This is a genomic window from Salinispirillum marinum (assembly GCF_042650105.1).
GTDB lineage: Bacteria > Pseudomonadota > Gammaproteobacteria > Pseudomonadales > Natronospirillaceae > Salinispirillum > Salinispirillum marinum.
In genome coordinates this window covers 1,057,109-1,080,141 of the sequence record NZ_JBHSAL010000002.1, presented here as the reverse complement: position 1 = coordinate 1,080,141, position 23,033 = coordinate 1,057,109, and the positions used below count along the sequence as shown (strand labels likewise).

Annotated in this window: 16 protein-coding genes; 12 read left to right on the top strand and 4 right to left on the bottom strand. The window is 53.7% G+C overall.

From position 1 onward, the window contains the following. Positions 1–11 precede the first annotated feature (11 nt). The 5 genes from ACFOSD_RS12135 to ACFOSD_RS12115 all read left to right on the top strand — a co-directional run bounded on the left by ACFOSD_RS12135 (position 12) and on the right by ACFOSD_RS12115 (position 8,058). Positions 12–533, top strand: coding sequence for a winged helix DNA-binding protein (locus ACFOSD_RS12135; RefSeq protein WP_380696887.1), 522 nt, complete (start codon positions 12–14; stop codon positions 531–533). A 100-nt stretch (positions 534–633) separates the two neighbouring features. Next, complete coding sequence (locus ACFOSD_RS12130; protein WP_380696885.1) at positions 634–2,523, top strand: methyl-accepting chemotaxis protein; 1,890 nt, start codon at positions 634–636, stop codon at positions 2,521–2,523. A 350-nt stretch (positions 2,524–2,873) separates the two neighbouring features. Continuing rightward, entirely contained in the window at positions 2,874–4,613 is a 1,740-nt protein-coding gene (locus ACFOSD_RS12125) for a family 14 glycosylhydrolase (RefSeq protein WP_380696883.1), read from the top strand. Positions 4,614–4,968: 355 nt separating this feature from the next. Beyond that, complete coding sequence (locus tag ACFOSD_RS12120; protein WP_380696881.1) at positions 4,969–7,305, top strand: methyl-accepting chemotaxis protein; 2,337 nt, start codon at positions 4,969–4,971, stop codon at positions 7,303–7,305. A gap of 6 nt (positions 7,306–7,311) precedes the next feature. Then, the gene (locus ACFOSD_RS12115; RefSeq protein ID WP_380696879.1) at positions 7,312–8,058 is read left to right on the top strand and encodes an enoyl-CoA hydratase; all 747 of its coding nucleotides are present in this window, start codon (positions 7,312–7,314) and stop codon (positions 8,056–8,058) included. Positions 8,059–8,084: 26 nt separating this feature from the next. Here the strand turns inward: ACFOSD_RS12115 and hemH are convergent, their stop codons facing one another. Further along, positions 8,085–9,164, bottom strand: a complete 1,080-nt coding sequence (hemH, locus tag ACFOSD_RS12110) for a ferrochelatase (RefSeq protein ID WP_380696877.1) — start codon at positions 9,162–9,164, stop codon at positions 8,085–8,087. Between the two features lie 44 nt (positions 9,165–9,208). Continuing rightward, positions 9,209–10,564, bottom strand: a complete 1,356-nt coding sequence (gene mgtE, locus ACFOSD_RS12105; protein ID WP_380696875.1) for a magnesium transporter — start codon at positions 10,562–10,564, stop codon at positions 9,209–9,211. Positions 10,565–10,784: 220 nt separating this feature from the next. Here mgtE and ACFOSD_RS12100 point away from each other — a divergent pair, with 220 nt between their 5' ends. Genes ACFOSD_RS12100 through nrtS form a run of 5 tightly spaced genes read left to right on the top strand, consistent with a single transcriptional unit; the run spans position 10,785 to position 16,552 of the window. Continuing rightward, positions 10,785–11,612 (top strand): DUF547 domain-containing protein, encoded by an 828-nt coding sequence (locus tag ACFOSD_RS12100; RefSeq protein WP_380696873.1) that lies wholly within the window; start codon positions 10,785–10,787, stop codon positions 11,610–11,612. Between the two features lie 29 nt (positions 11,613–11,641). Beyond that, complete coding sequence (locus ACFOSD_RS12095; protein WP_380696871.1) at positions 11,642–12,172, top strand: hypothetical protein; 531 nt, start codon at positions 11,642–11,644, stop codon at positions 12,170–12,172. Further along, positions 12,160–13,800 carry an NRDE family protein gene (locus ACFOSD_RS12090; protein ID WP_380696869.1) on the top strand — a complete coding sequence of 547 codons (1,641 nt, stop codon included), beginning with the start codon at positions 12,160–12,162 and terminating at the stop codon, positions 13,798–13,800. Before ACFOSD_RS12095 ends, ACFOSD_RS12090 begins: the two co-directional genes overlap by 13 nt. Next, on the top strand, positions 13,797–14,720 hold the full coding sequence (locus ACFOSD_RS12085; RefSeq protein ID WP_380696867.1) for a GNAT family N-acyltransferase: 924 nt from the start codon (positions 13,797–13,799) through the stop codon (positions 14,718–14,720). Before ACFOSD_RS12090 ends, ACFOSD_RS12085 begins: the two co-directional genes overlap by 4 nt. Positions 14,721–14,740: 20 nt before the next feature. After that, positions 14,741–16,552, top strand: a complete 1,812-nt coding sequence (nrtS, locus tag ACFOSD_RS12080) for a nitrate/nitrite transporter NrtS (protein ID WP_380696865.1) — start codon at positions 14,741–14,743, stop codon at positions 16,550–16,552. Here nrtS and ACFOSD_RS12075 read toward each other — a convergent pair. Both ACFOSD_RS12075 and ACFOSD_RS12070 read right to left on the bottom strand, forming a co-directional pair. Continuing rightward, positions 16,521–17,372 (bottom strand): hypothetical protein, encoded by an 852-nt coding sequence (locus ACFOSD_RS12075; RefSeq protein ID WP_380696863.1) that lies wholly within the window; start codon positions 17,370–17,372, stop codon positions 16,521–16,523. The genes nrtS and ACFOSD_RS12075 overlap by 32 nt on opposite strands. A 54-nt stretch (positions 17,373–17,426) precedes the next feature. Then, positions 17,427–19,799: a penicillin acylase family protein gene (locus ACFOSD_RS12070; RefSeq protein WP_380696861.1), complete on the bottom strand. Its 2,373-nt coding sequence runs from the start codon at positions 19,797–19,799 to the stop codon at positions 17,427–17,429. A 293-nt stretch (positions 19,800–20,092) separates the two neighbouring features. Here ACFOSD_RS12070 and ACFOSD_RS12065 point away from each other — a divergent pair, with 293 nt between their 5' ends. Next, the gene (locus ACFOSD_RS12065; protein WP_380696859.1) at positions 20,093–22,084 is read left to right on the top strand and encodes a methyl-accepting chemotaxis protein; all 1,992 of its coding nucleotides are present in this window, start codon (positions 20,093–20,095) and stop codon (positions 22,082–22,084) included. A 91-nt stretch (positions 22,085–22,175) separates the two neighbouring features. Then, on the top strand, positions 22,176–23,003 hold the full coding sequence (locus tag ACFOSD_RS12060) for an HAD family hydrolase (protein WP_380696857.1): 828 nt from the start codon (positions 22,176–22,178) through the stop codon (positions 23,001–23,003). Positions 23,004–23,033 lie beyond the last annotated feature (30 nt).

Sequence of the window (23,033 nt, the reverse complement as noted above, 5' to 3'; positions counted from 1 at the left end):
GATACGCGTTCATGCCTGATCAACTGCTTCCACCGGTCCCCATCGTTTCGTCATCGCATTTGGTGTCGGAGAAAGGGGCTTCACTCAGTGAATATGAGTTTGGCTTAATCATTGCTAATAACTCATTTAACCGGTGGATGATGCACTGTGCAAAATCCAGTGGTGCTTATGATATGGCGCCGCTGGACGTTCTCGTGGTGCACAACATTAATCACCGGGAACGCGCGAAGCGCATTGCGGATATTTGTTTTGTATTGAACGTGGAAGATACGCACACCATCACCTATTCTGTGAAGAAATTAGCGAAGCAGAATTTGGTGAAAGGCGTAAAGCAGGGTAAGGAAATTTTTTATTCCACCACGGAAGAAGGCGAGAAATTCTGCCTTCGGTACAAAGAAAACCGAGAGCGTTGTTTGGTCAGTTCCTTAAAGCAATTGGGTTTTGCCCCTGCTGAATTGTCTGAAATCGCCAGCACCTTGCGCGCGCTCTCGGGGTTGTACGATCAAGCGTCTCGGTCGGCTGCATCGTTGTAAAACGCCTCGCGTGCAGTCAAGCAGCCAAGACGTAAGATCGCCCATAAAGGTCTGTTGAGTCGGTTGGCACTGACGCAACACTAATAATGAGTAGATGCTTATGCGCTTGGCTAACTTGAGTTTTCGTGTTCGGTTAATTCTCCTTTTGGTGGCTGCTGTATGCGGTTTCGGCGTGTTGTCGAGTGTGGCCTATTCCGGGCTACGCTCCCTCGATAATACGCGACAGGAATTGCAAACGCTGACCAGTGTCAATAGCCATATTGATGCCCTTTCGATGGCATTGATGGGGTGGTCGGATGATCTCCGCAATGTAACGGACGAGTCGGTTAGCACCTTCATAAATCAAGTGTCGAGCCAAGGCGAAGTGTTTCGGGTCAACCTTGCAGCGGACCAAGCGCGTGTAACAGATGCTCAGGCACAAACGTTGTTGCAGGACACCGAGCGTTTGCTCGACAACTACCTCACACAACTCAATGCGCTGCTAACCGTGGAACAACGGGTTGGCTTTACCTCGTCTTCGGGGCAGCAAGGTACCATTGATACCTTGGGACAAGACTTGCTGCAACGTATATCTTTTCTGGCCATTGTGCGCCAATCCTTCGTAGCGGTGCGTGAGGCAGAGCGCAATTACATCTTCGAACCTACCGAAGGAAACCTAGCCACCTTTAATGAGCGGTTTGCGGATTTTGAACAACGCATCGATCAACTCAACTTGCGCGAGCGGTTTGGCGAATTCGTGTCGGCGTATCGCGTCGCTGTGACCGAGTACACCCGCTTGAGCGCGCAGGTGGTTTCGGCTCGGGACAGCTTTCGTTCTGCGTTAGCACAGTTTGGCGCTCAGCGTGATGTTACTTCCGAGCATATCCGTGCCTTGGTGGCGCAAGCGCAAGATGCGGCAAGTGCGAGTTCGCAACAGGCTCGTACTACGCTAATAGCGTTTAGCTTAGCCATTACCGCCTTGGTGATTGGCATGATGGTATGGATAGGTTGGAGCGTTGGATCTGTCTTGCAACACATCATGAGCGACTTGAATAAAGTCCGTGCGGGTGACTTAACCGCAAGGTTACCCGTAAACACCGCGCGCAATGATGAATTTGACGCTCTGAGCAGCAGCGTGAATGACATGACCACGGATTTAGGTGCCGTGGTCGGGGGCGTGGTAAAGGTGACGCGAGATGTGAACGCTATGGTGACCGAGTTGGATAATGCGGTATCGAATATGGCCCGCAGTAATCAATCGGTGACCGAGCAAACCAGTTCGCTGGCGGCATCTACCGAAGAAATTTCCATGACCATAGAGAGCATTGCGGGCAGTACCAATACATTGAGCGAACAGTCGCGTGAAACCTATGAGTCGGCGCGCCGTGGCGCCAACACCATCAATTCACTGTCGAACAGTCTGAAAGAGACCGTGGCCGTGGTAACTGATACCGGCAAACGGTTGGATGATTTGGGTGACCTGTCGCGGAATATCGATAATGTGGTGTTGATGATTAACGGTTTGGCGCAGCAAACCAATTTGCTGGCGCTCAACGCGGCGATCGAGGCGGCGCGTGCAGGTGAAGCCGGGCGGGGTTTCTCGGTGGTGGCGGATGAAGTGCGCAGCTTGGCGGAGCGTACGGTAAGTGCGACCGGCAAAATCGAGGAAGATGTCAGCAAAATTCAACAGTCGACCAAAGCGGCTATCGAAACCATGCAAGTCGGCTTGAAGCAGTTGGATGTTATTGAGCAATACAGTACTGAAGCAGAGGAAGCCATTCGCGATATTGAGGCGCATGCACAAACCAGTTCCGAGGCATCGACCGAGATGGCCAGCTCGGTGAATGAGGTCGCTGCCACAGCTCGCCACATGAGCCAGGAGATGGACAGCATTGCCCAGCAGTTGGATACTGATTCGAAATCCATTCAAACCATTGCGCAGAATACCCGTAAAATTCATGGTTTGGTGGCCGATTTGGATGCGAAAACGGGCAGTTTTACGGTTTCGTAATTCAGGGCTGGCTCTCGGTGCGGGCGCAGGGATCTGCCTCCGGCGCTCCACGGCAGGCCGGGAGTCGCGCCTTGAGGCAAATCCCTACGCCCACACCTACGCCAATTAAAACGGCTATCCCTAAAATGTATGGCCGATCAATCGACACTCCACCCAACAAAGTATGAATAATCTGATTCTTGAGCGTTGTTCAATTTTTATTCAACCCCTACGGTGGAGGCCAATCCCACCTTTCTTCCACCGCCACCGAAATTAAAAACCCCGCCCCCTTCAACCTTGTCTGAAATCGCCCATCATTTACCGTAGTCGTGCTGATAAAAACAACAAGATAAGTACGACATAGGTAAATCATGATGCTTAAGTTCAATCTCACCATCGCAGGCGCAGCCTTCGCTCTTTCCTTATCGGCCATGGCCGATCAAGCACAAACGGTGAACGCAATGGCACCGTTGGAAATCACCACGCAAAACCAATGGAATGCCTTTCAATGGCAATTAAATGAGGCCGCCGGTTATGGTCTTGACGGCATTTCCGTAGACGTTTGGTGGGGTAAAGTTGAAGGGGCCGGAGACAACCAGTTTGATTGGTCATACTATGACCAAAAGTTCGCCACCATTCTGAATGCGGGCCTGAAAATTGTGCCCATTATGTCGTTTCACCAGTGCGGTGGAAACGTCGGTGACGACTGCAACATCCCAATTCCCAGTTGGTTTTGGAGCCAAGCGGCGAATGCAAACCCCGGTATTAGTGAAAACGACCTACGTTACTACAGCGAGTTAGGAAATTATTCGTACGAAACGGTATCGCTGTGGGCGGACCAGTATGTCCTAAACCAATACGTTGAATTCATGGCTGCATTTGAAGCGCGCTATGCGCATCTGGCCGATGACATCATCGAGCTTAATATCAGCATGGGGCCAGCCGGTGAGTTGCGCTATCCCTCCTACAATCAGCACGATGGCTATGATTGGCGCGCTCAATACCCGAATCGCGGTACGTTGCAAGCCTACGGCACCTTAGCGGTGAATGATTTTCGCGATTGGGCGGAAGACCAATACAGCTCGTTGGCGGCGGTGAACAATGCTTGGGGTACAACACTCACGCAGTGGAGCCAGATCAACCCGCCCTCGAATGTGGACTTCTTCTTCAACAACCAAGACCACTTGTATACCCAATATGGTCGAGACTTTATTCGCTGGTATCACGAGTCTCTAACAGGGCATGGAACACGTATGATCAATGCGGCCATGGCCGGGTTTGATGGTGCAATGAACGACATTGAATTAGGCATGAAAATTCCTGGTTTGCATTGGCAAATTGGTAACCCCAGTGCCAGCGTGCGCCGGGTGCCGGAAATTACGGCCGGCTTGATTCCGACCGATGTTGATCTCACGAGTCCGGCAACCGGCCATGGCTACAACAGCATCATCAGCACGACACAAACAGGCAGCGACCAAAGTCGCAATGTGGTGTTGCATTTCACTGCATTGGAAATGAACAACCAGGACTATGATGGCGGTTCGTTGGCGTATTCACGCGCACAAGACTTGGTATTCTGGGTCGGTGATGCGGCCGGTGCTCTGGGTGTGGATCTGAAGGGTGAAAATGCCTTGGCTGGCGGCGTTCAAACCGATACGGGTTGGAACAACATTGAGAATGCTTTTACTTGGACCAGCTACAACGGATTGACCGTTCTGCGGGTGAGCAATGTCACGGAAAATACCACGGGCCGCAACCGGTACGCGCAGTTCATTCAAAACTTTAAAGCGCCTGCTTCGGGCAGTGGTGCATCCGTCACCTTCACCTGCCAAAACGGCTCAACGTATTGGGGACAGAGTGTCTATGTGGTGGGAAATATCCCTGAACTCGGAAGCTGGAATGTCGCGAATGGCGTGCTGCTCGGGGCTACCAACTACCCGACATGGCAATCTACTCTGAACGATCTCCCTACCAATACCGCCATTGAATGGAAGTGTGTGAAGCGCGAAAACGCTGATCCCTCGGCCGGCGTTCAGTGGCAAGGCGGGGCAAACAACGCCGTGCAAACCGGTGGTGTTGGATCATTGGTCAACAGTGCAGGGAGTTTCTAGGCGTTCTGATGTTGCTATCGTTGCCCATGGAAGGGCGTTTTTCTCTCCGGTCATGACCGCAATTTACCTGCCTGCTGTACATCACCCTATACACATTTCACATAGTCTATGCGTGTCCGGCATTGGCCGTGTCAAGTGAAAGTCGGCACACTGCGCAATTGGTGGCTGCGTGCGATGGCGATTTGTTGATTCTTTTCCTACTATCAGTGTAAGAAGCGTTAAACGCAGGTCTCCAGAGAAAAATATAACTATAAAGAGCAACCTGTTTGGCTAAGTTCTTGCTTGTAAAAAAGTAGCTGAGCGAACAAGACTCAGATTTGCCTCAGGTAGCATCACACAGCGCAGGTAGTAACACATGAGCATACAACGAAAATTACTCATCGTAATTTTAGCCCTATCACTGATGGCTGCCCTGGCCGCCAGTGTGATGATCAGTTCCACCAGTATTCGTGCCGGTCAGCAACTGCTTTCCGAACAGGCCGAATTGCGCTTGCAACTCGTTGGCGCTACACAATCGCAACGCTTGAGTGATTTCCTCAATACCCTACAACAACAGGTGGCGGGTTATGCCTCGAACTCGCAAGGCCGACGTGCCATGGCCGCCTTTGCTTCCAGTTACCGTGGTTATCAATTGAATGCGGTCGTTCGACAACGGCCTGATGTTGCGGCCGAGACCGCCGAGCTGGTGGATTATCTGAACAGCGGTTTTGCCGCTCGTTTACGGGAGTATTCACCGGAAACTGATTTCGATGCGGCGGCCTACTGGACGGAAATCGATCGAGCGCGCTTGGTGTTGCAATATTTCTATTTGACCCAAGGCGATGCCGATTGGATATCACGGGCCGACATTATTGATCCCGGTGATTCTTCGCGTTACACATTGGCGCACCGGGAATTTCACCCGGAAGCCAAAGCCATCGTAGACTTCTTTGGATTTGCCGATGCCTACCTGCTGAATACCGATGGCGATGTGGTGTACTCGGTGAATAAAATGCCGGATTTCGGCATCAACATGGCACACCCTATCGTGCAGGGCAGTGGGTTGGAGCAGGTGTTTAACCAAGCGTTAACGTTAGATGCAAGCAGCGCACCGGCCTTTGTCGATTTTGCGCCCTATACCCCCGGTTTTGGCTTGCCGAACGCCTTTATGGCGGTACCTATTTTCGATGCCGATACAGGCGATATGTTGGGTGTTTTTGCCGCACGTATTCAGGTGGAACAGTTGGAGTCGACCCTGTCCAATAATGGCGACCGAGCGTCGCTGGGATTGGGGGAGACCGGCGATACCTATTTGGTGAATCAAGACGGCCTATTGTTGTCGAGCAAGCGCGAATTCGATGAAGCACCGGAAACGGCGCTGACGCAACTGCAAGTGAACGCCGACTTGCAACAACAGATTCTTGCCCGCAACAGCATGTCCGGGTTGGTCAATTTGAATAGCTCCGGTATCGAACAGGCGATTGCGGGGAACAGTGGAATTGCTCTGTACAACAACCCCCTGGGTAACCAAGTCATTGGTTCGTTTGAGCCGCTGAGTTTTGGTGGCTCGCAGTGGGCATTGATCACCGAGCTAAACGCTACGGAAGCACTGGCCGCCGGTACGACTCTACGCAATGAAGTTATTGGCTACGCGGTGGGTATTGTGGTGTTGGTGTTGGTGTTGGCCTTCGTAGCCGCCCTGTGGATGGCGCGTTCGTTCAGTCGCCCGGTGGCAACGCTGCGTGGTGCAATTTTGGGCATTCAAGCCAATCATGACCTAACACAGCGCAGTCCGTTAAAGGGTAACGATGAATTTGGACAAATCTCGGCCGCGATTAACCGATTACTGGAAGACATTCAGCATTCCGTAAAACTGACCCGTGAAGCGGCCAGTACGGTCAGCAACGCCTGCGCCGGGATGACGGAAGGGTCGGAACAAACGCTTAAGCAATTGAACTTGCAAAACCAACGAAATCAAACGGCTGAAGATCTGTTAGCGGGTATGGTTGACAGTGCGCGCACCGTAACGGAGCAGGCTAAGAATACGGCGCAAGTCACCATGAACACGCGGGATGATATATCGTCCAGTACGCAAACCATTCAAGAAGTTATTACCGAAGTGCATCAGATGGCGCGCGGCGTGAGTGAATCCGCCAATACCATCAATACCCTAGCGAAGGACTTTGAACAAATTCGCCACGTACTGGATGTGATTTCAAACATAGCCGAACAAACCAATTTGCTGGCGCTGAACGCGGCCATAGAAGCGGCGCGGGCGGGGGATCATGGCCGTGGTTTCGCTGTAGTAGCCGATGAAGTGCGAAACCTGGCGCAGCGTTCGCGGGGTGCCACAGACGAAATTCAAACCATCATTGATGGCCTATTGACCAATACAGAGCGCGCACAGGCCATGATGTCAGCAGAACAAGAGCGCTCGGAAACCTTGGAGAGTACTGCACAAGCCTCGCAGCAAGCATTACAAACTATTGGCGGATCACTCGACGCCATTGTGCGGGCGAGTGAGGATATTTTGCAGGTATCCAATGAACAAAGTACGATGACCGGGAAGCTGGCAAACGTACTGGAACAATCTTTCGACAGTTCCCGTCATTCGCAAGAACAAGCCGAGAAGAATGCGGCGGAAAGCGAACGTTTACGCAGCACCGCACGCGAGTTGGAGCAAAATGCCACGCGTTGGAAAGTTGAGGATTAATGCTTCATGAGCATGAGTGACGTATTGACGCTGTTGGACAATGGCGTAATGGTTATCCGCTTTAATCGTCCGGATAAGAAAAACGCCATTACCGAAGCGATGTACGACATGCTTCGAGAGTCTTTAGAACAAGCAGAGACCGATGCAGAAATAAAAGCCGTGTTGTTCACGGGTGATGCTGCCTGTTTTACCGCAGGCAATGACCTGCGCGATTTTATGGCGCACCCGATGAAAGACCGAAACGCACCGGTTTTACGGTTCTTACGTACTGCTGCTGTTTTTCCAAAACCCATGGTGGCGGCGGTGAATGGAAGTGCGATTGGCATTGGCACCACACTGTTGTTGCACTGCGACTTAGTCGTAGCAGGCGAGCAGGCCGTGTTTCAAATGCCGTTTGTGAACTTGGGCTTAGTGCCTGAATTCGCATCGTCGCTGCTGTTACCACGCCAGGTCGGCCATGTTAAGGCCGCCGAATGGCTGCTGTTGGGTAATCGCTTCAGCGCACAAGAGGCACTGGCCGCTGGGTTGATCAATAAGGTCGTGGCGGACACTGACACCTTGGAGGCCGGTCGCAGTTGGGCACAGGAATTGGCGAAGCGCCCGCCAGAAGCCATGCAGGCCGCCAAGCGATTGATGAAAGGTGAGGGCTATGCCGAGGTGCTAAAGTCGATAGACGCCGAGGCGGAAATTTTTCAGGAACGCCTGCGCAGTAAAGAATTCGCCACCGCCGTCGCCTCATTTTTTCAGCGTTAGCGGTGGCTTGTGTTCCGCAATAGGCCCTAAGCGCCTTTTGCGTTGGCTTCTGCCACGGTTAACTCCTTGTCACTATTACCCAACGGGTGCCAACCTTTCAGGTGTTGCTCCAATAGGGCCGTCAGGGCATGAATGTGGTGCGGTTCTGCATTCAGCGCCGGAATATAGGCAAAGTTCTTCCCGCCGGCTTCCTCAAAGTAATGTTTGTTTTCTTCCGCTATTTCTTCAATGGTTTCTAAACAGTCGGCTGGAAACCCCGGGCAGAATACCTGAAGCGAGCCCACGCCTTCCGCCCCTAATTGCTTCATCGTGGCATCCGTATAAGGTTTAAGCCATTCCTGTTTACCGAATCGGGACTGAAACGTAGTTAGTACTTGCTCACGTGGAAGGCCAAGGCGTTCGGCCAGTAAACGCGACGTTTTGTAGCATTCACAATGGTAGGGGTCGCCTTCCAATAGGTTGCGTTTGGGTATGCCATGGTATGACAAAACCAGCTTTTCCGGGCTGCCGTTGATTTTTTGAAACGCTTCAATATGCTCTGCCATGGCTTCGATATAGGGCGGGAAATCATGGTAGTGATTAATAAAACGCAGTTCGGGAATCCAGCGCCGCTGCGCGAAATCGTGCGCAATGGCGTCGAAGGTTGAGGCGGTTGTTGTGGCTGAGTACTGAGGATACATGGGCAATACCAGCAAACGGCGTACACCTTGGTCTTGCATCTTTTGCAGTACATCGGTAATGGCCGGGTTGCCATAGCGCATGGCAAATTCCACCACCACATCATCACCATAACGGCCCTGCATGTACTGGCGAATGGCAGCGCATTGATCTGCCGTATGGTAAAGCAACGGTGAACCGCGCTCTGTCCAAACGGTACGATAGTTCTTCGCTGAACGTGCTGGCCGTAGCAACAGAATGATGCCGTTCAGAATGAACCACCAAATGGCCTTGGGGATTTCCACTACCCGGTGGTCAGACAAAAACTCGCGTAGGTAACGCCGCACTGCACCAGTTTCGGGCGCATCGGGCGTGCCTAAGTTGGTGATTAAAATACCGGTCTTATCCGGTTGGGCGTGCGAATAGTTACGGACTCCAGTAAAAGCCATACACAATCAGTCCTATCAGAAGAAAAATAACAAGCGACGATACGTTAAAACAGGCCAGGCAGATCCAATACCGCCGCAGCAATACTGAAATACAGAATGACCCCGGCCGCATCAATCAAGGTGGTTACCAGCGGAGCGCTCGCCGTTGCCGGGTCCCAACCGAGATGATTGAGAATAAAAGGTAAGCAAATACCGATCAGGCTACCCAACACCACCACACTGATCATGGCGGTACCCACAATAAACGCAATTTCTTCGCCCCCGCGCCAGAACCCAATGGGTGATACAGCCAGTGCCATGGTTAGCCCTAGTGCACCGGCCACAAGCAGCTCCCGGCCCAGCAAACGTGCCCAATCCGAAACACCTACATCGCCCGTAGCAATACCCCGCACCATCAGCGTGGATGCCTGCGCACCCGCATTACCGCCACTGCCAATCAATAGGGGGAGAAAAAACACCAAAGCAACATGCGCCGCAATGGTGGTTTCAAACAGCGCTATGCCCATGCCGGAGAAAATGTTGCCAAACACCAGCAAGACCAGCCAAACAATCCGCGTCCGATAGAGATCCCGCAAGCGCGCACGGCCAAAACCGTCATCCAAACGGCCCACTGAAGCCCCTTTGTGGATGTCTTCCGTGGCTTCTTGTTCTGCTACGTCCATCGCGTCATCGTAGGTCACAATGCCTACTAGCCGCGCGTCATTATCAATAATCGGCAACGCCAAGAGATCGTAACGTGAAATCAGTTTGGCGACTTCTTCCTGCGGGGTATCCACGGTAGCGCTGATCAGCTCCGTGGTCATCAGCGCGTCCATCCGCGCCGTGGTGCGCGCCAGAATCATTTCGCGCAGCGACGTCGCACCCATCAAACGACCCATATGGTCGATACTGTAGATGTCGTAAATGGTTTCCGCGTCGGGTGCGGTAGAACGCACAATATCAAAGGCTTGCGCAACGCTGGACTGGGCAGGCACAGCCACATAGTCGCTGGTCATAATAGACCCCGCGGTGCCTTCTTCATAACTGGACAGACGGCGCAAGTCCTCCCGCTCATTACGCGCTAGGCGACGCATCAAATCGGCTTTAAGTTCTTCTTCGAGCAGGTTGAACAAGTCGGCCCGTTCATCCGAGTTCATGTGGATGAACAGGTTAGCCAAGGTGGACTCATCCATGTGTTCGGCCAGTTCGCGCTGATCATTTTCGGAGAAATAACCAAAGGTTTCCGCGCGCTGTTTAATCGGCAAGCAAGACAACAACTTCAGGTTGATGTCGACCGGGTGTTCCTGAATGAATTCCGCGAGGTCAGCCGGTTGCATATCGGCAACGAGTTGCTCCATGGTCTGGAGGTCGTCCTTGGCTAAGGCTTCTCTGAGTTCTTCGGCAATGACCGTATATGCCATAGGCAAACCTCTACTGTTGACGCAACCAGAAAAACAAAAATAAGCGCGGGCGGGAGAATACGTCGGAATTTCCCTAATCGTTACCTGCGGTTACAAAGTATAACAGTTAAAGCCTAAACCATCTTGTGAACATTCCGCGACAGGCAAAGCAGACAGAATGAACTTTTTTACACGGGTGATATCCAAGCAGGTAATCAGTAGGCAAAGGGTAGAAGAATTGATGCGAAGAATAGTATGGCTAGGTGTCCTGCTCGGGGGGCTGTTCGGTGGTTCGGTGTCGGCCATGGAGCACAGAGCGTGGACAGAATTGTTGCAGCGCCATGTGCAGCCGTTCAATGAGGGACGAGCCACCGCCGTGGACTATGCGGGTTTCGCAGACCAGCGGGCCGAGCTTACGGACTATCTGGATGCACTGTCGGCGGTGACAGAGCCTGAGTTTGAGCAATGGTCGTCGGATACCCAGCTCGCTTTTTTGATCAACGCCTATAACGCGTGGACGGTGGAGTTGATACTCACCGCTTATCCTGACCTTGATTCTATTCGTGATCTGGGCTCACTCTTTCGTTCACCGTGGAAACGCGAATTCATTCCTCTTTTGGGTCAAGAGCGCAGTTTGGACGAAATAGAACATGAAATGATCCGTGGCTCGGGGCGCTATAACGAACCGCGTATCCATTTTGCGGTGAACTGCGCCAGTATCGGTTGCCCGGCTTTGCTGACCGAAGCTTTTGAAGCGGACACGCTAGAGCAACAGTTGGATCAGGCTACGCGGGCTTTTCTCAGCGATAGATCACGCAACCGCTGGGCGGGTGAAGGCGTTGAAGTGTCTTCGATATTTCGTTGGTATCGGGATGATTTCGCTTCCGGTTGGCAAGGCACTAACCGATTGGGCGAATTCTTAGCGTTATATGCCGACGAGCTGGGGGTGCCGGACAATCAACGGGAGCGCTTGGCGACTGAGCAGGTGCCTATTCGTTTTCTTGATTACGACTGGGCGCTCAACGATGTCAATAGCCGCAGTGTCGCCAATATGCCGAGGGAAAATTGATGGTAGGTGATCAACGGATAGGAAACGACATGAGCCTGCTGTGGCACGAAGCCGTCGGTGTCATGCAACGCTTGGAGAACTGGCTGGCGCATGTAAACCACACGGAGTACAGCGGCCATTGTGAATTGCTACCACATGGGCAAACGCCCGGCCGCCACGTGCGGCATATCCTGGATCACTATCTCGCCTTGTCTGTCGCCTTATCAAGTGGCACCGACATCGACTACGAACATCGTCAGCGTGACCCGCGTGTCGAGGTCGATTCATCGTATGCGTTGATGTTGTTGCAGTGCGTCCAGACTGAGCTAGCAACACATATAAAGCACGGTGACCGAGCGTTGATCCTCCACTACTGCACCGACGATGATAACGCACCGGTCACAACGACATTAGCCCGCGAGCTGGTATTTCTCACGCAACACAGCATTCATCACTTTGCTTTGGTGGAAATGCTGGTGGTGATACAGGGCGGCGCCATGCCACCGGGTTTCGGCGTTAACCCATCCACACGCCGCTATGAAACGTCGCAGGGTGTGGAGCAGTCATTATGTGCACCCTAAGTTGGCAACATCATCAGGGCACATTGAACATTGTGTTCAGCCGGGATGAACGGCGCAGTCGCATCGCAGCCGAGCCGCCGATGGTGTTCAATGAAGGCGGGCGCGAGATACTGGCTCCGCATGACCCTGAAGGTGATGGTTTCTGGCTAGCCACCAACGACCAAGGGCTAACGATTTGCTTGCTGAACGACTATGCCGCTGAACAACAACACCGAACTACCATGGCTACCCAGAGTCGTGGCCGCTTGGTGCGCTCCCTGAGTGCTTGTGCCACGCCGATGGCGGTGCGTTCGTTGTTGCAGAATACCGCTCCAATGGACTTCGCGCCTTGCGTTGTTTTTGTCTTTTGGCAAACCCAAGAACCGCTATGCTGGCGTTGGTCGGCACAGGCATGGTCAGAGACGGTAGCTCCCAGCTCACCGTTCAGTACTTCCTCATTACTGCCGCAGTGGATTCCCCTGCTGCGGCGGTATTTTTTCTCCCGCTGGGCAACCGAACTCCAAGGTTGGCGAATTTGGACGCCTGAACACCAGCTACAAGCGCATTGCCAACGCCACGGGTGGATGCCATGGGCATCGGTTGCGATGAACCGGCGCGACCGCGCCACCGTCAGCCTAACACGCATTCAGGTACAGCCGGGTTTAACGCGCATGGAATATTGGCCGGGTACACCTGTACCGGGAGCCGAGCCGACGAGCATACAGACGTTAAAAACCCATTGGCAGCCCCTGCCGCACAGTGCGCCCGTTGTACCACCCATTGCACCGCCGGTAGACGTTGAACGGTTGTTACAGGACAAAAATCCAACGCTTTGGCAGCGCTTGCGCGGTTGGCCGTTGCGGTTGTTATTGTGGATAACGCAAGTGCGCCAATTCAACCAAGCGTTAATGGCCCTTTCGGACACCAATGCGCGTCGTTTTCCCGCGCAAGTGTTGCAGCGTTTGGGCGTTAGCGCACAGGTGCTTAATGGCGCAACGCTACCCACGGTCGCAGCACGTCCGGTATTTGTGGCGAATCACCCAACCGGTGGCCTAGATGGCCTGATTCTGCTCGCGTGGTTGCAAAGTTACTATCCGGAGGTGAAGGTGGTGGTGACGGATTTGCTGACCTTGATTCCGCCCCTGCAACCCTTGGTCGTGCCGGTGGATCGATATCGTTCTTCGCGCCAGTCGGTGCGCAATCTGCATGCCGCCTTCGCCACCGACGCCGCCATTTTAGTGTTCCCGGCCGGGCGCACCGCGCGCAAACAACAGGGCCAACTGACCGACTTTGAATGGCACAGCATGCCTGTGACTCTGGCCCGACGCTATGGTCGCTCATTGGTGCCTATCCACCTAGAAGGCACGAATTCATGGTTGTTTCATGGCGTCGCGGCTTTGCGCCAGCGCTTCAATGCCGCGCTGAACCTTGAAATGGCCTTGCTGCCGCGCGAGCTGTTGAAACCCGCTACCCGCACCTTCGATGTGTGCGTGGGGGAAACCATCCGTGCCGAGGATCTCGAACAGCTCGCCCCGAACGATCAACAGCGCATGGCGATTGTCCGTGCACAATATGGGCGGCTGGCGCGTCCGCATCCGGCGCTCGCTCAGGCTACGTCCTCTCTTGTCTTGAAGGAGACTTCATCATGACACTCGCGCATCAATCGACTCTTGCTCAAGCAGACCCAATTGCCATCTCCGCCGTCATCAAGAACAGCGTGGCGCAAGAACTCGCCGCGTTGGCACCGCTGGCACAGTTTCGTGGCCTGAATATCTACAGTTTCACTGGCGACGAATGCCCAGCCGCGATGGAAGAAATAGGGCGATTGCGCGAAGCCGGTTTCCGCGCCGTCGGTGCCGGACGAGGCGAAGAGCTGGACCTCGACCACCGTGACTACGGCGAACAGTGCTATTCGCAGTTGGTGGCCTGGGACCCCGAATATCAAGAAATGGTCGCCATGTACCGCTATCAGTTGGGTGCTAAGGTGGCCGTGTTTGGTCCAGAGTGTTTGCGAACTTTTGGCTTGTTTGATTATTCTCTTTCGTTCCAACGCAACATCCTGCCCTATGCCATTGAACTGGGCCGCTCGGTGGTCAACCGCGCCGCCAAAAAGGGCGCGTTGGGCTTCTTTGCAACGTGGGTAGGCTTGGGCGCATTGCTGCGCAAACACCCTGAGGTGCAGTATTTCTTTGGCAATGTGTCGTTGTACCAAACCCTGAACTACACCGGCCGCGACCTATTAGTCAGTACCATGCAGGCACATTATGCTCCGCCGGAACCCTATTTAGTGGCGCGCCAAACCTGCCGATATGAACCCACGCACGCCGCGGCGGCCTTTGGCGAGAACAACAGCGCCGACGAGCGTATCCGCCAACTGCGTGATGCACTGTTGCCGCACGACATGAGCATCCCACCCGTGTTGCAGTCTTATATGTCCTTGTCGACCGGCATTTGGTGCGGCGAAACCGTATTCGATGCCGATTTTGGCAACGCTCTTGAACTGGGGATTATTGTGCCGGTAGCGGAAATCAATGCTAAGGTGAAAGCAAGGTTCATTGACGTTCAATAACGCCGGACAGGAAGTATTGTATGTTGCACAGTTTGCCCACCAAGCCCATGCTCATCAATGCCGTCAAAATCAGTGCGGTCGTCGGCCTGGTACTGAACGCGATCAACCAAGGCGGTGCCATTCTGGGAGACGAAGACATAAGGTGGGGAATGGTGCTGCTCAATTTCTGTGTGCCCTTTTTGGTTTCCACGTACAGCGCCGTGCGCAACAGCGGTGATGAAGTCTTTCCGCATTTTAACCCCAATCCGGTGTTCTCGGTGTCTCTGCACGATGGCTGTGTGATGTACATTAATCCGGCTGCCAAGGCTTTGCTGGCTCAATTGCCGGAATCCTCTGGCGCGCTGGAAAACTTGTTGCCTAATGACTACGTTACGCGTTTGCATCACCTTGAACAGCGTCACATAAACAATGACCTATGGCAGCATCGTGTTGACCTCGAAATTTACGAATACCGGGTACACGTGGTGGCTGAACTTGGCCGCGCACATATCTATGTAGAGAACGTGACCGAGCGCGAAGAGTCCAAGTGTTTATTGGAGTGGCAAGCCAGCCACGACAGCATTACGCAACTGCCCAATCGGCGTGCGCTCGAACTAGACTTAAAGCAGAAGATTGCCTCCGGTCAACGCGTTACCTTAGGGCTCAGTTGGGTGCGTGGTCTAGCCACCAGCGCTGTGCGTGACGGCTACCAAGTGGCCGACCAAGTGATATGCCGCTTGGCTACCACCTTCCAAAACGAGTACGAAGACAGTGACCCGACCTGCCAGCGGCGAGTCTATCGTTTTGACGGCTATATCTTTGGCGTACTCATTCTTGCCGACGACGAGGCCTGCGAAAAAAAGTCGGCTGAAGAGTTCGTGCAAGCAGTCAGTAAGCCCGTATTTGTCGGTGAACGGGAGTTCCAGCTCAACGCACGTATGGGTCTGGTGCATTTCACCAAAGGCATGACGGTTGATGAGCTGATAGATGACGCCAACACCGCGCTGCATCACGCCCAACAATCGGAAGACCAAGAGTTGGTCTGGTACGACCGTTATCTCGGCGAAGAAGTAAAGCGCGGGCTTGAAATGGAAGAGCATTTGCGCAGCGCCTTAGATAAGCAAGAGCTAGCGATGTTTTTCCAACCGCAAATTCGGCTAAGTGACGGGCAGCCCATCGGCGTAGAAGCACTCATGCGTTGGCAGCACAACGGTATTTTCATTCCTCCGGATATCTTCATACCCATGGCCGAACGCACCGGCATAATTGAAGCCTTGGGTGACTGGGCATTGCAAACCTCCTGTGCGCAATGGCGGCAATGGTATCAAGCAGGGTTGATCAACGACGCCTTCACCATGGCGGTTAATGTGTCAGCCACGGAATTTCTGCGTGCCGATTTTGTGGCCGATGTTATTCATGCGTTGGAAGCCCATCAGATGCCGCCATCGGCATTGGAATTGGAGATTACAGAAACGGCGTTTTTGGGGGATATTGATGCCTGTATCGAAGTGATGCAGGCCTTGCGTCAGCACGGAATTCGGCTTGCCATTGATGACTTTGGCACAGGCTACTCCAGCCTAAGCTATCTGCGCCGTATGCCGATCACACAATTGAAGATTGATCGCAGCTTCGTATTGAATCTGGCGCACGGCGAGCAGGATGTACTCATGATGCAAACCATCATCGACCTAGCACACCGCCTGAATCTTAAGGTGATCACCGAAGGTATTGAAACCGACGACCAGTTTCAGCAGCTGCGTAAATTAGGGAGTGACCATGGACAAGGCTACTGGCACAGTAAACCCGCTAGCTCTGGCGTGATCACGGATTTATTACGTCAGCATGCCCCTTAAATTGAATCAAAGCCGCGCCACCGAGCAGCAACACGATGGCCGCTAACATAGGCAAGGTGAACGCCTCCCAAATTCCCATCAAAGCGAGCAAGCTCAGCGGCAGCAGAACATAGATCATGTTGTAACTGACCACCACGGCAGACGCTCGACAGAAACGCAGATAAGACCATTGCATCATGGCGAAGGCACCTGCAGCACCGCCGAAGCTGGCCATGAGAATGAGCCATCCCAGAGGCGTTGCAGGCAGCAACTGAGTTGTGTCGCCCCCCATCTGTTGCGCCGCGCTCTTCCACAGGGCATCCAACGCAAAAAAGCCGCCTGCGGCTGTACCAAACAGCATTTCCTGAATCGGCAGCCGCGCGTGTCGGCACAGGATGGCTAAGGTAGGCATGGCTAATACCCAAGCTAGCGAAACCGACAGCAACAGAACAAGCGGTGGTTTGAAGTCTTGTATGGCGGAAAGTCCCGTCACCGCCAGCAGGCCAGTGGCAAGCAATATGGCGCTCACGCCAAAGGTTTTTGGCCAGGTAATGGGGTCGTTGAGATAATAGTGAGAAAACACCATTAAAGTCAGCAGCCCTGTGGCGAACATGGAAGTAAACCAAAGAGTAGGTGCGAACACATTAGCGACCATCACCCAAAAGGGTGCGCTGAAATTCAACAGCAGGCCAATGACGTAAAAAACACGCCCGCCGGGCACTGGCGTTGAGGCGCGCATCCGAACAATACCAAGGCGCATAAAACCTTGGGACAAATGCAGGCAACTGGACGCCAAAATGCCCAGTACTACAGCTATGACTACGCCCGTCAACTCGTCCATTCCTGTATCTCCATTGCCGGTGAGTACTTGAGAATGCTCATCTATCCGAAACGACTAGGGTAAAAGCCTCAACCTATAACGCGTTTCGCCCGGCAATAACGGTGAGGGCTGGCCTTCTACCCAATCCCGATGCCCCCGGTCAAAAAACGGTGACAGAGGGTGTGCGCTTTGGCCGGTTGCCATGTGAAATATTCCGTTTTCTTCATGGCCGGGTGCTACCGCCATGCGCTGTGATGCACCATTGTCCGGGCGTTGGATATTGGGCATAAAGGTGTCGCCATGCATGGGTTCGGCGGGCATTTTCAGGAACCGGCCAAGCAGCGGAATGTTGTTCGCTAGGGGGTGTTCAATGGCCAACGTATTGTGCCTGCCCCATGTGTGTTGTGCCAAGGGCTCGCCACCGTTCTGGGTGAGTTCTTGCACCATCTCGAAGGCTATCGCGCGTAGGAATGTCGTCCAGTCAGTGTAACCGGCAGGTAGGTGTGCAGCCGGTTCCTCGGTCACCAGTTGCCACACCGGGTATTCCACCATGCGGTTAATGTGGCTGGTCACAAAGACGTTGGGTGCTTGCTGTTCCAAATAACGAAAGACTTCGCCAGCGGTAGCGTTGATGACTTTCTCGCGGAAGCGCTTGACCAGCCAATAGCCCACATCGTTTTTATCCGCACGCCCCGCCCAGTTATCGACATATTGTTGGGCGTCGGCCAGCTCCGCTGAATTTGGTTGTGCCAAAACAGCACTGAGCAGTGCTTGCCAGCGCTCAAGGAAGATGGCTTGGTTGTCCATTTGCAGGTCTAAAAAATCCTGTTCGGTAAACACCTGATTCTGCAATAAGCGGTTGCGTATTTGTTGTTGGCGGGCGCCCAAAGCGTATTCTGCGGTGCCCACGCGTTCGAGATCTGCGCCGGATACCATGCGAGCATTGCCGGTCCAAATCCGCTCGGTGGCTGGATTGATAACCCGGGGGTATTCCTCTGGTGTTAAATAGCCGTTCCAAAAGTGGGTGCCAGTGGACCAGTCCATCGGCAAGCGGCCATCAAAACCCTCTCCCGCACGGCGCGGTAAGCGGCCCATGATGCTCCACGCTTGGTTGCCATCTTTGTCCACCACCACAAAATTTTGCCCTGGCACACCGGTTTGCGCAGCGATAGGCAGAGCGTCTACCGCCTTGTCAACACCTTCCAGTTCCATCAACATCAGGTTTGCACCGGCCGGGTCGTGCGCGACCCAGCGCATCACCATCCACTGACCGTTATGATTCCGCCCGATCACCGGCCCCCAACGGGTGCGTTTAACAGCGCTCACCACGGGTTCGGCATCCTTTATGGCAATAACCTCGTTCTGTATCTCAAAAGGCACCCAGCCGTCAGGGGTTAAATACTCACTATCATCCCGGCGGGTCTGTAAAAGGATGGTGTCGTGGTAGTCACCATTGCTGTTGGTAAAGGCCCATGCAATATGCTCATTCGACCCGACCACCATGGCAGGAGTGCCCGGCAGGGTAGCCCCTGAAATGCTGCGGTCGTGGCCTGGTACGGCCCATGTCGCGCGATACCAGATATTGGGTACTCGCAATCCCAAGTGCATGTCGTTCGCCACCATGGCGGCAGGGTAGCGGGTGCGACTGCCCGCCACCGACCAACTGTTGGAGCCGACATCAAAGGGGTCAGCATAGCGATAGGCCAGCGGATCTGGAGCGGTAGAGAACTGCGCCAGCGGTGTTTCAGGTAGGTCAGCGGCGTAGACATACGGCGTGCCACTGATTGGCGCATCCCACTCGCCACCCTCGGGTTGCAAAAAGTTAAACCAATCAGCGGGCAACAGGTCCAGCATGGCGGCGCGGGAGGCTTCTTGTTCGTTCCAGTTGGGCTGTAAGTCCAGGTACATGGAATACAGTACCAGCATGGTATCCGCGGGTACCCATGGAGTGGGTTCAACACCCAGCAAGCTGTATTCAAACGGCGGATTGCGCAAATCCGACAAGCCTGCATTTACGCCTAATGTGTAAGCGTGCAACACATCACGATGGGCTTGCGGTAGGGCATTTACGGCCGCATTACCGCGTTGCCGAAACTGATGCACGCGTATGCGTTGGTCGTACCCTAGGGCTACCGCACCAAAAAGTGCACTCATTTCCCCTGCCGAATTGCGGCGTAATAAATCCATCTGGAAAAACCGATCTTGGGCATGAATATAGCCCAGGCCAAATGCGGTGTCGGGTCGGGTGGTGGCGGTGATGGTGGGAAGACCCTGTTGGTCGCGGGTAATGGTCACGTCAGCATGCAGTGGCAGCCCTAGGCGCTGGCCGTCTAGGGTGGCGAGACTACCGGTCAGTTGCCAGTAAAAGAAACCAAGCCCGATAACCAGGGCAAGACTGACGAGTACCGTTAGTCGCTTTATCCATCGTAAGCCTGTCACCAAACGCATAATACCTGTTGCCCAAATTTTGCTATCGAGGTGGTAGAAATAGCACACCCGATTGAGATGCAAAAGCGTCAGACGGCAGTTTCGCAAAAATGAGTGGATACTCGCCAGTTTGGACTACACTTTGGGTGACTATCCGCCGAACATTGGTCACAAATGTGAAGCAACGCCTGCAAATAAGGCGGGATTAGAGCATCGGCCCAGTTATTGCTAGGGACTGGTACAACCATAACAATAACTAGAGAGCAGTGTGTGCCGTTCAGCGCACCGCCTCCTCAACACAAATAGGCCATAGCATGAGAAACCCTTTCTCGACTGTACGCTTGGGCGTCATGATCAAGTCTTTACTTTCACCCGCTTTGTTGTTGATTTTCATCGTCTTGTCCGGAGTGATAGCGGTGGTTAATTTCAGTGGCTTTGGCCAGCGTACGGCCTATATGACCCAGAATTTGGTGCCCAACACCGGGCAGACCACCGACATCATGCGGTCGATCTTTCTGGAACGTTTGGCGATGGACAGTTTTCGCACCACTGGTGCAGAAGCCGACATCGAAGCCTTCGCCAATCAACAAGCACAGACTCTGACGCTATTGGACAATGCACGGAATGCCATTGCAGATGCCGAGCGGTTGTCGGGCTTGGACGACTTAGCTGCGCGGCATGATGCCTACGCTGTGCGGTTTCTAGAGGAAGTGGTACCGGCCTATCGGGAGATGGAGCGGTTACGTCAAATGCTGGTGAATGACCTTGGGCCAGAAGCCCGGCGCGAAATAGACCGTTTGGTCGAAACTGCCCTGGTCAGTGGTCAGCAAACCGATGCGCGAATTGCCATTGCAACCCAAGCGCAAGTCTTAAACACCAATACCCAAGTGGGCATTTTTGCCACCACATTGAACTCGGCGGCGCAGCGTGAGGCAGGATTTTTGATCATGGATGCACGCGACAGCATCTCGGATTTTGAATCGGTTGCTGATCTCACCACCCAAGCACTCATTGCCGGTCTGTCGGAAAAATGGACAGCCTATGAAGCTGCCTTCGAGCAGCTGGTAGCGGTCAGTCAACAGTATCAGGACTTGGTGAACACCTACATTTTGCCCGAAGGGCCGTTACTGACCGATGCCGCGCGTGCCTTGCAGGTCGATATTTTTGATGAATTGCGGGCTTTGGGTGATGAATCGCAAGCGCAGGTTAGCCAGACCAATCAAATGTTGATTTTACTCAACGGTGGGGTGGTACTTGTCGGTGCGCTGCTGGCGTTTTTCATTACTCGCAGTGTGGTGCGTCCGTTGATTGCTGCCAATAATGTAATGCGTGACATGGTGGCCGGGCTGCGAGCACATGACTGCGATCTAGGTCGACGCCTACCGGTGAGCACACAAGATGAAGTGGGTATGTTGGCCAGCAATACCAATGAATTTCTGAATACCTTGCAGAATGTCATTGAACAGATTCAGGGCGATTCGCAATCGCTTACGCAGGCGGCAGAGGCATTGTCTTCCGTAACATCAAAAGCCAGTGAGGGTGCCTCTCAACAGCAAGGCGAAACCAATGACGTGGCGACCGCCATGGAGCAAATGTCGGCCACGGTGCGAGAAATTGCTCGCAACGCGGTAGAGGCACAAAGCATTGCCGAGCAGGGCGATCAAGACGCGGCACGCGGCAAACAAACGGTGGCCGAAACCATTACGTCCATTAACGACTTGGCCGACCAATTAAACAGCATGGCGCAGGGCATCGAGTCCTTGCAGGATCATACCGCGTCCATAGGCAAAGTATTGGACGTAATACAGGCCATTTCCGAGCAAACCAATTTGCTGGCGTTGAATGCAGCCATTGAAGCTGCACGTGCGGGCGATAGCGGGCGAGGGTTCGCCGTGGTAGCGGATGAGGTTCGTACACTGGCACAGCGCACCCATCAGTCTACCGAGGAAATTCAAGCCTTTATGGCGAACGTGCAGCAGGGCACCTCTAACGTTGTCAAACAGATGAACACCTGCCATGACGCCAGTGAAGTAATGGTAGAAAAAGCCGGTCAAGCGACGGAAGCCTTGGATACCATCACGGGACACATTGTTTCAATTCGTGATATGAACACGCAGATAGCCAGCGCAGCGGAACAGCAAAGTGCCACGGCGGTGGAAATTACCCGCAGTGTTGAACGCATTCGCAGCGTCACGGAAACGGCGGCGGCCTCCGCCGAAGAAACGGCGCAGTCCAGTCGGCAGTTAGCGGAGCTGGGTGAACATTTGGGCGGGATCGTGCAGCAGTTTCGCCGCCGAGAGGCGTGATGATGACCAGCGCCGAGGGTTAGGCGCTGGCAGCCGATAGGCCTTCATGCGACACTGTGCACCTCGTAACCATGCAGTATTGAGGCCCACAATGGAACTGATCGTATTCGATCTTGACGGCACCCTATTAAACGCCGAACAGAAAATCTCGCCCTATACCCAAGAAACATTGCGTATGTTGGGTGAGCGCCACATTGCCTATACCGTGGCCACTGGTCGTACGTTGCACGCATCACGCGCATGTTTGGAAGGGCACAGCTTCCCGTTACCCCACATTTATAAAAACGGTGTGGTTATCTGGGACCCGGAACGTAACGGGTATACGCACACCACGTATTTAACGTCCGATGAAATCGCCGCGGTGTTAACGGCGTTTGAAGGCCGATTGGTGACACCCTTTATTTTTACCGTGGAAGAAGATGGCGAACACACGGTTTACCATCCTCCTGTGCGTTCGGCACATTGCCGCAGTTTCTTGGCGGAATTGAGTGAAAACCGGGGCTTGCCGTTGTTGCCACTGTCCGCCTTACCGGCGAATGCGCAAATCGCCAACATCAGTGCCTTGGGAGACGGCGACGCCATCAAAGCCATCAATCTCGATTTGGCCGAGCAACCGCATCTGGTGGCGTATTTTGGCCCCGGAATGTACAGCCCCGGTGCCTATTGGATGGACATACACCACAGTGCGGCCAGTAAAGGCAGTGCTGTGGACGTATTGAAAAAAGAGTTGGGTTTTGCCCGCATCATTTGTTTCGGCGATGGCGACAATGACGCCAGTTTGTTTGCTTTGGCGGATGAATCCTATGCGCCGGATAATGCCATTCCAGAGATTAAGCAAATGGCAACCGCCGTGATCGGGCACCATGATCAAGATGGCATTGCCCGCTTTTTGCGGGAACGCTTTGACTTGCCGCGCTAACACCGAGTTAAACCGCGTGAAGGAAAGTTG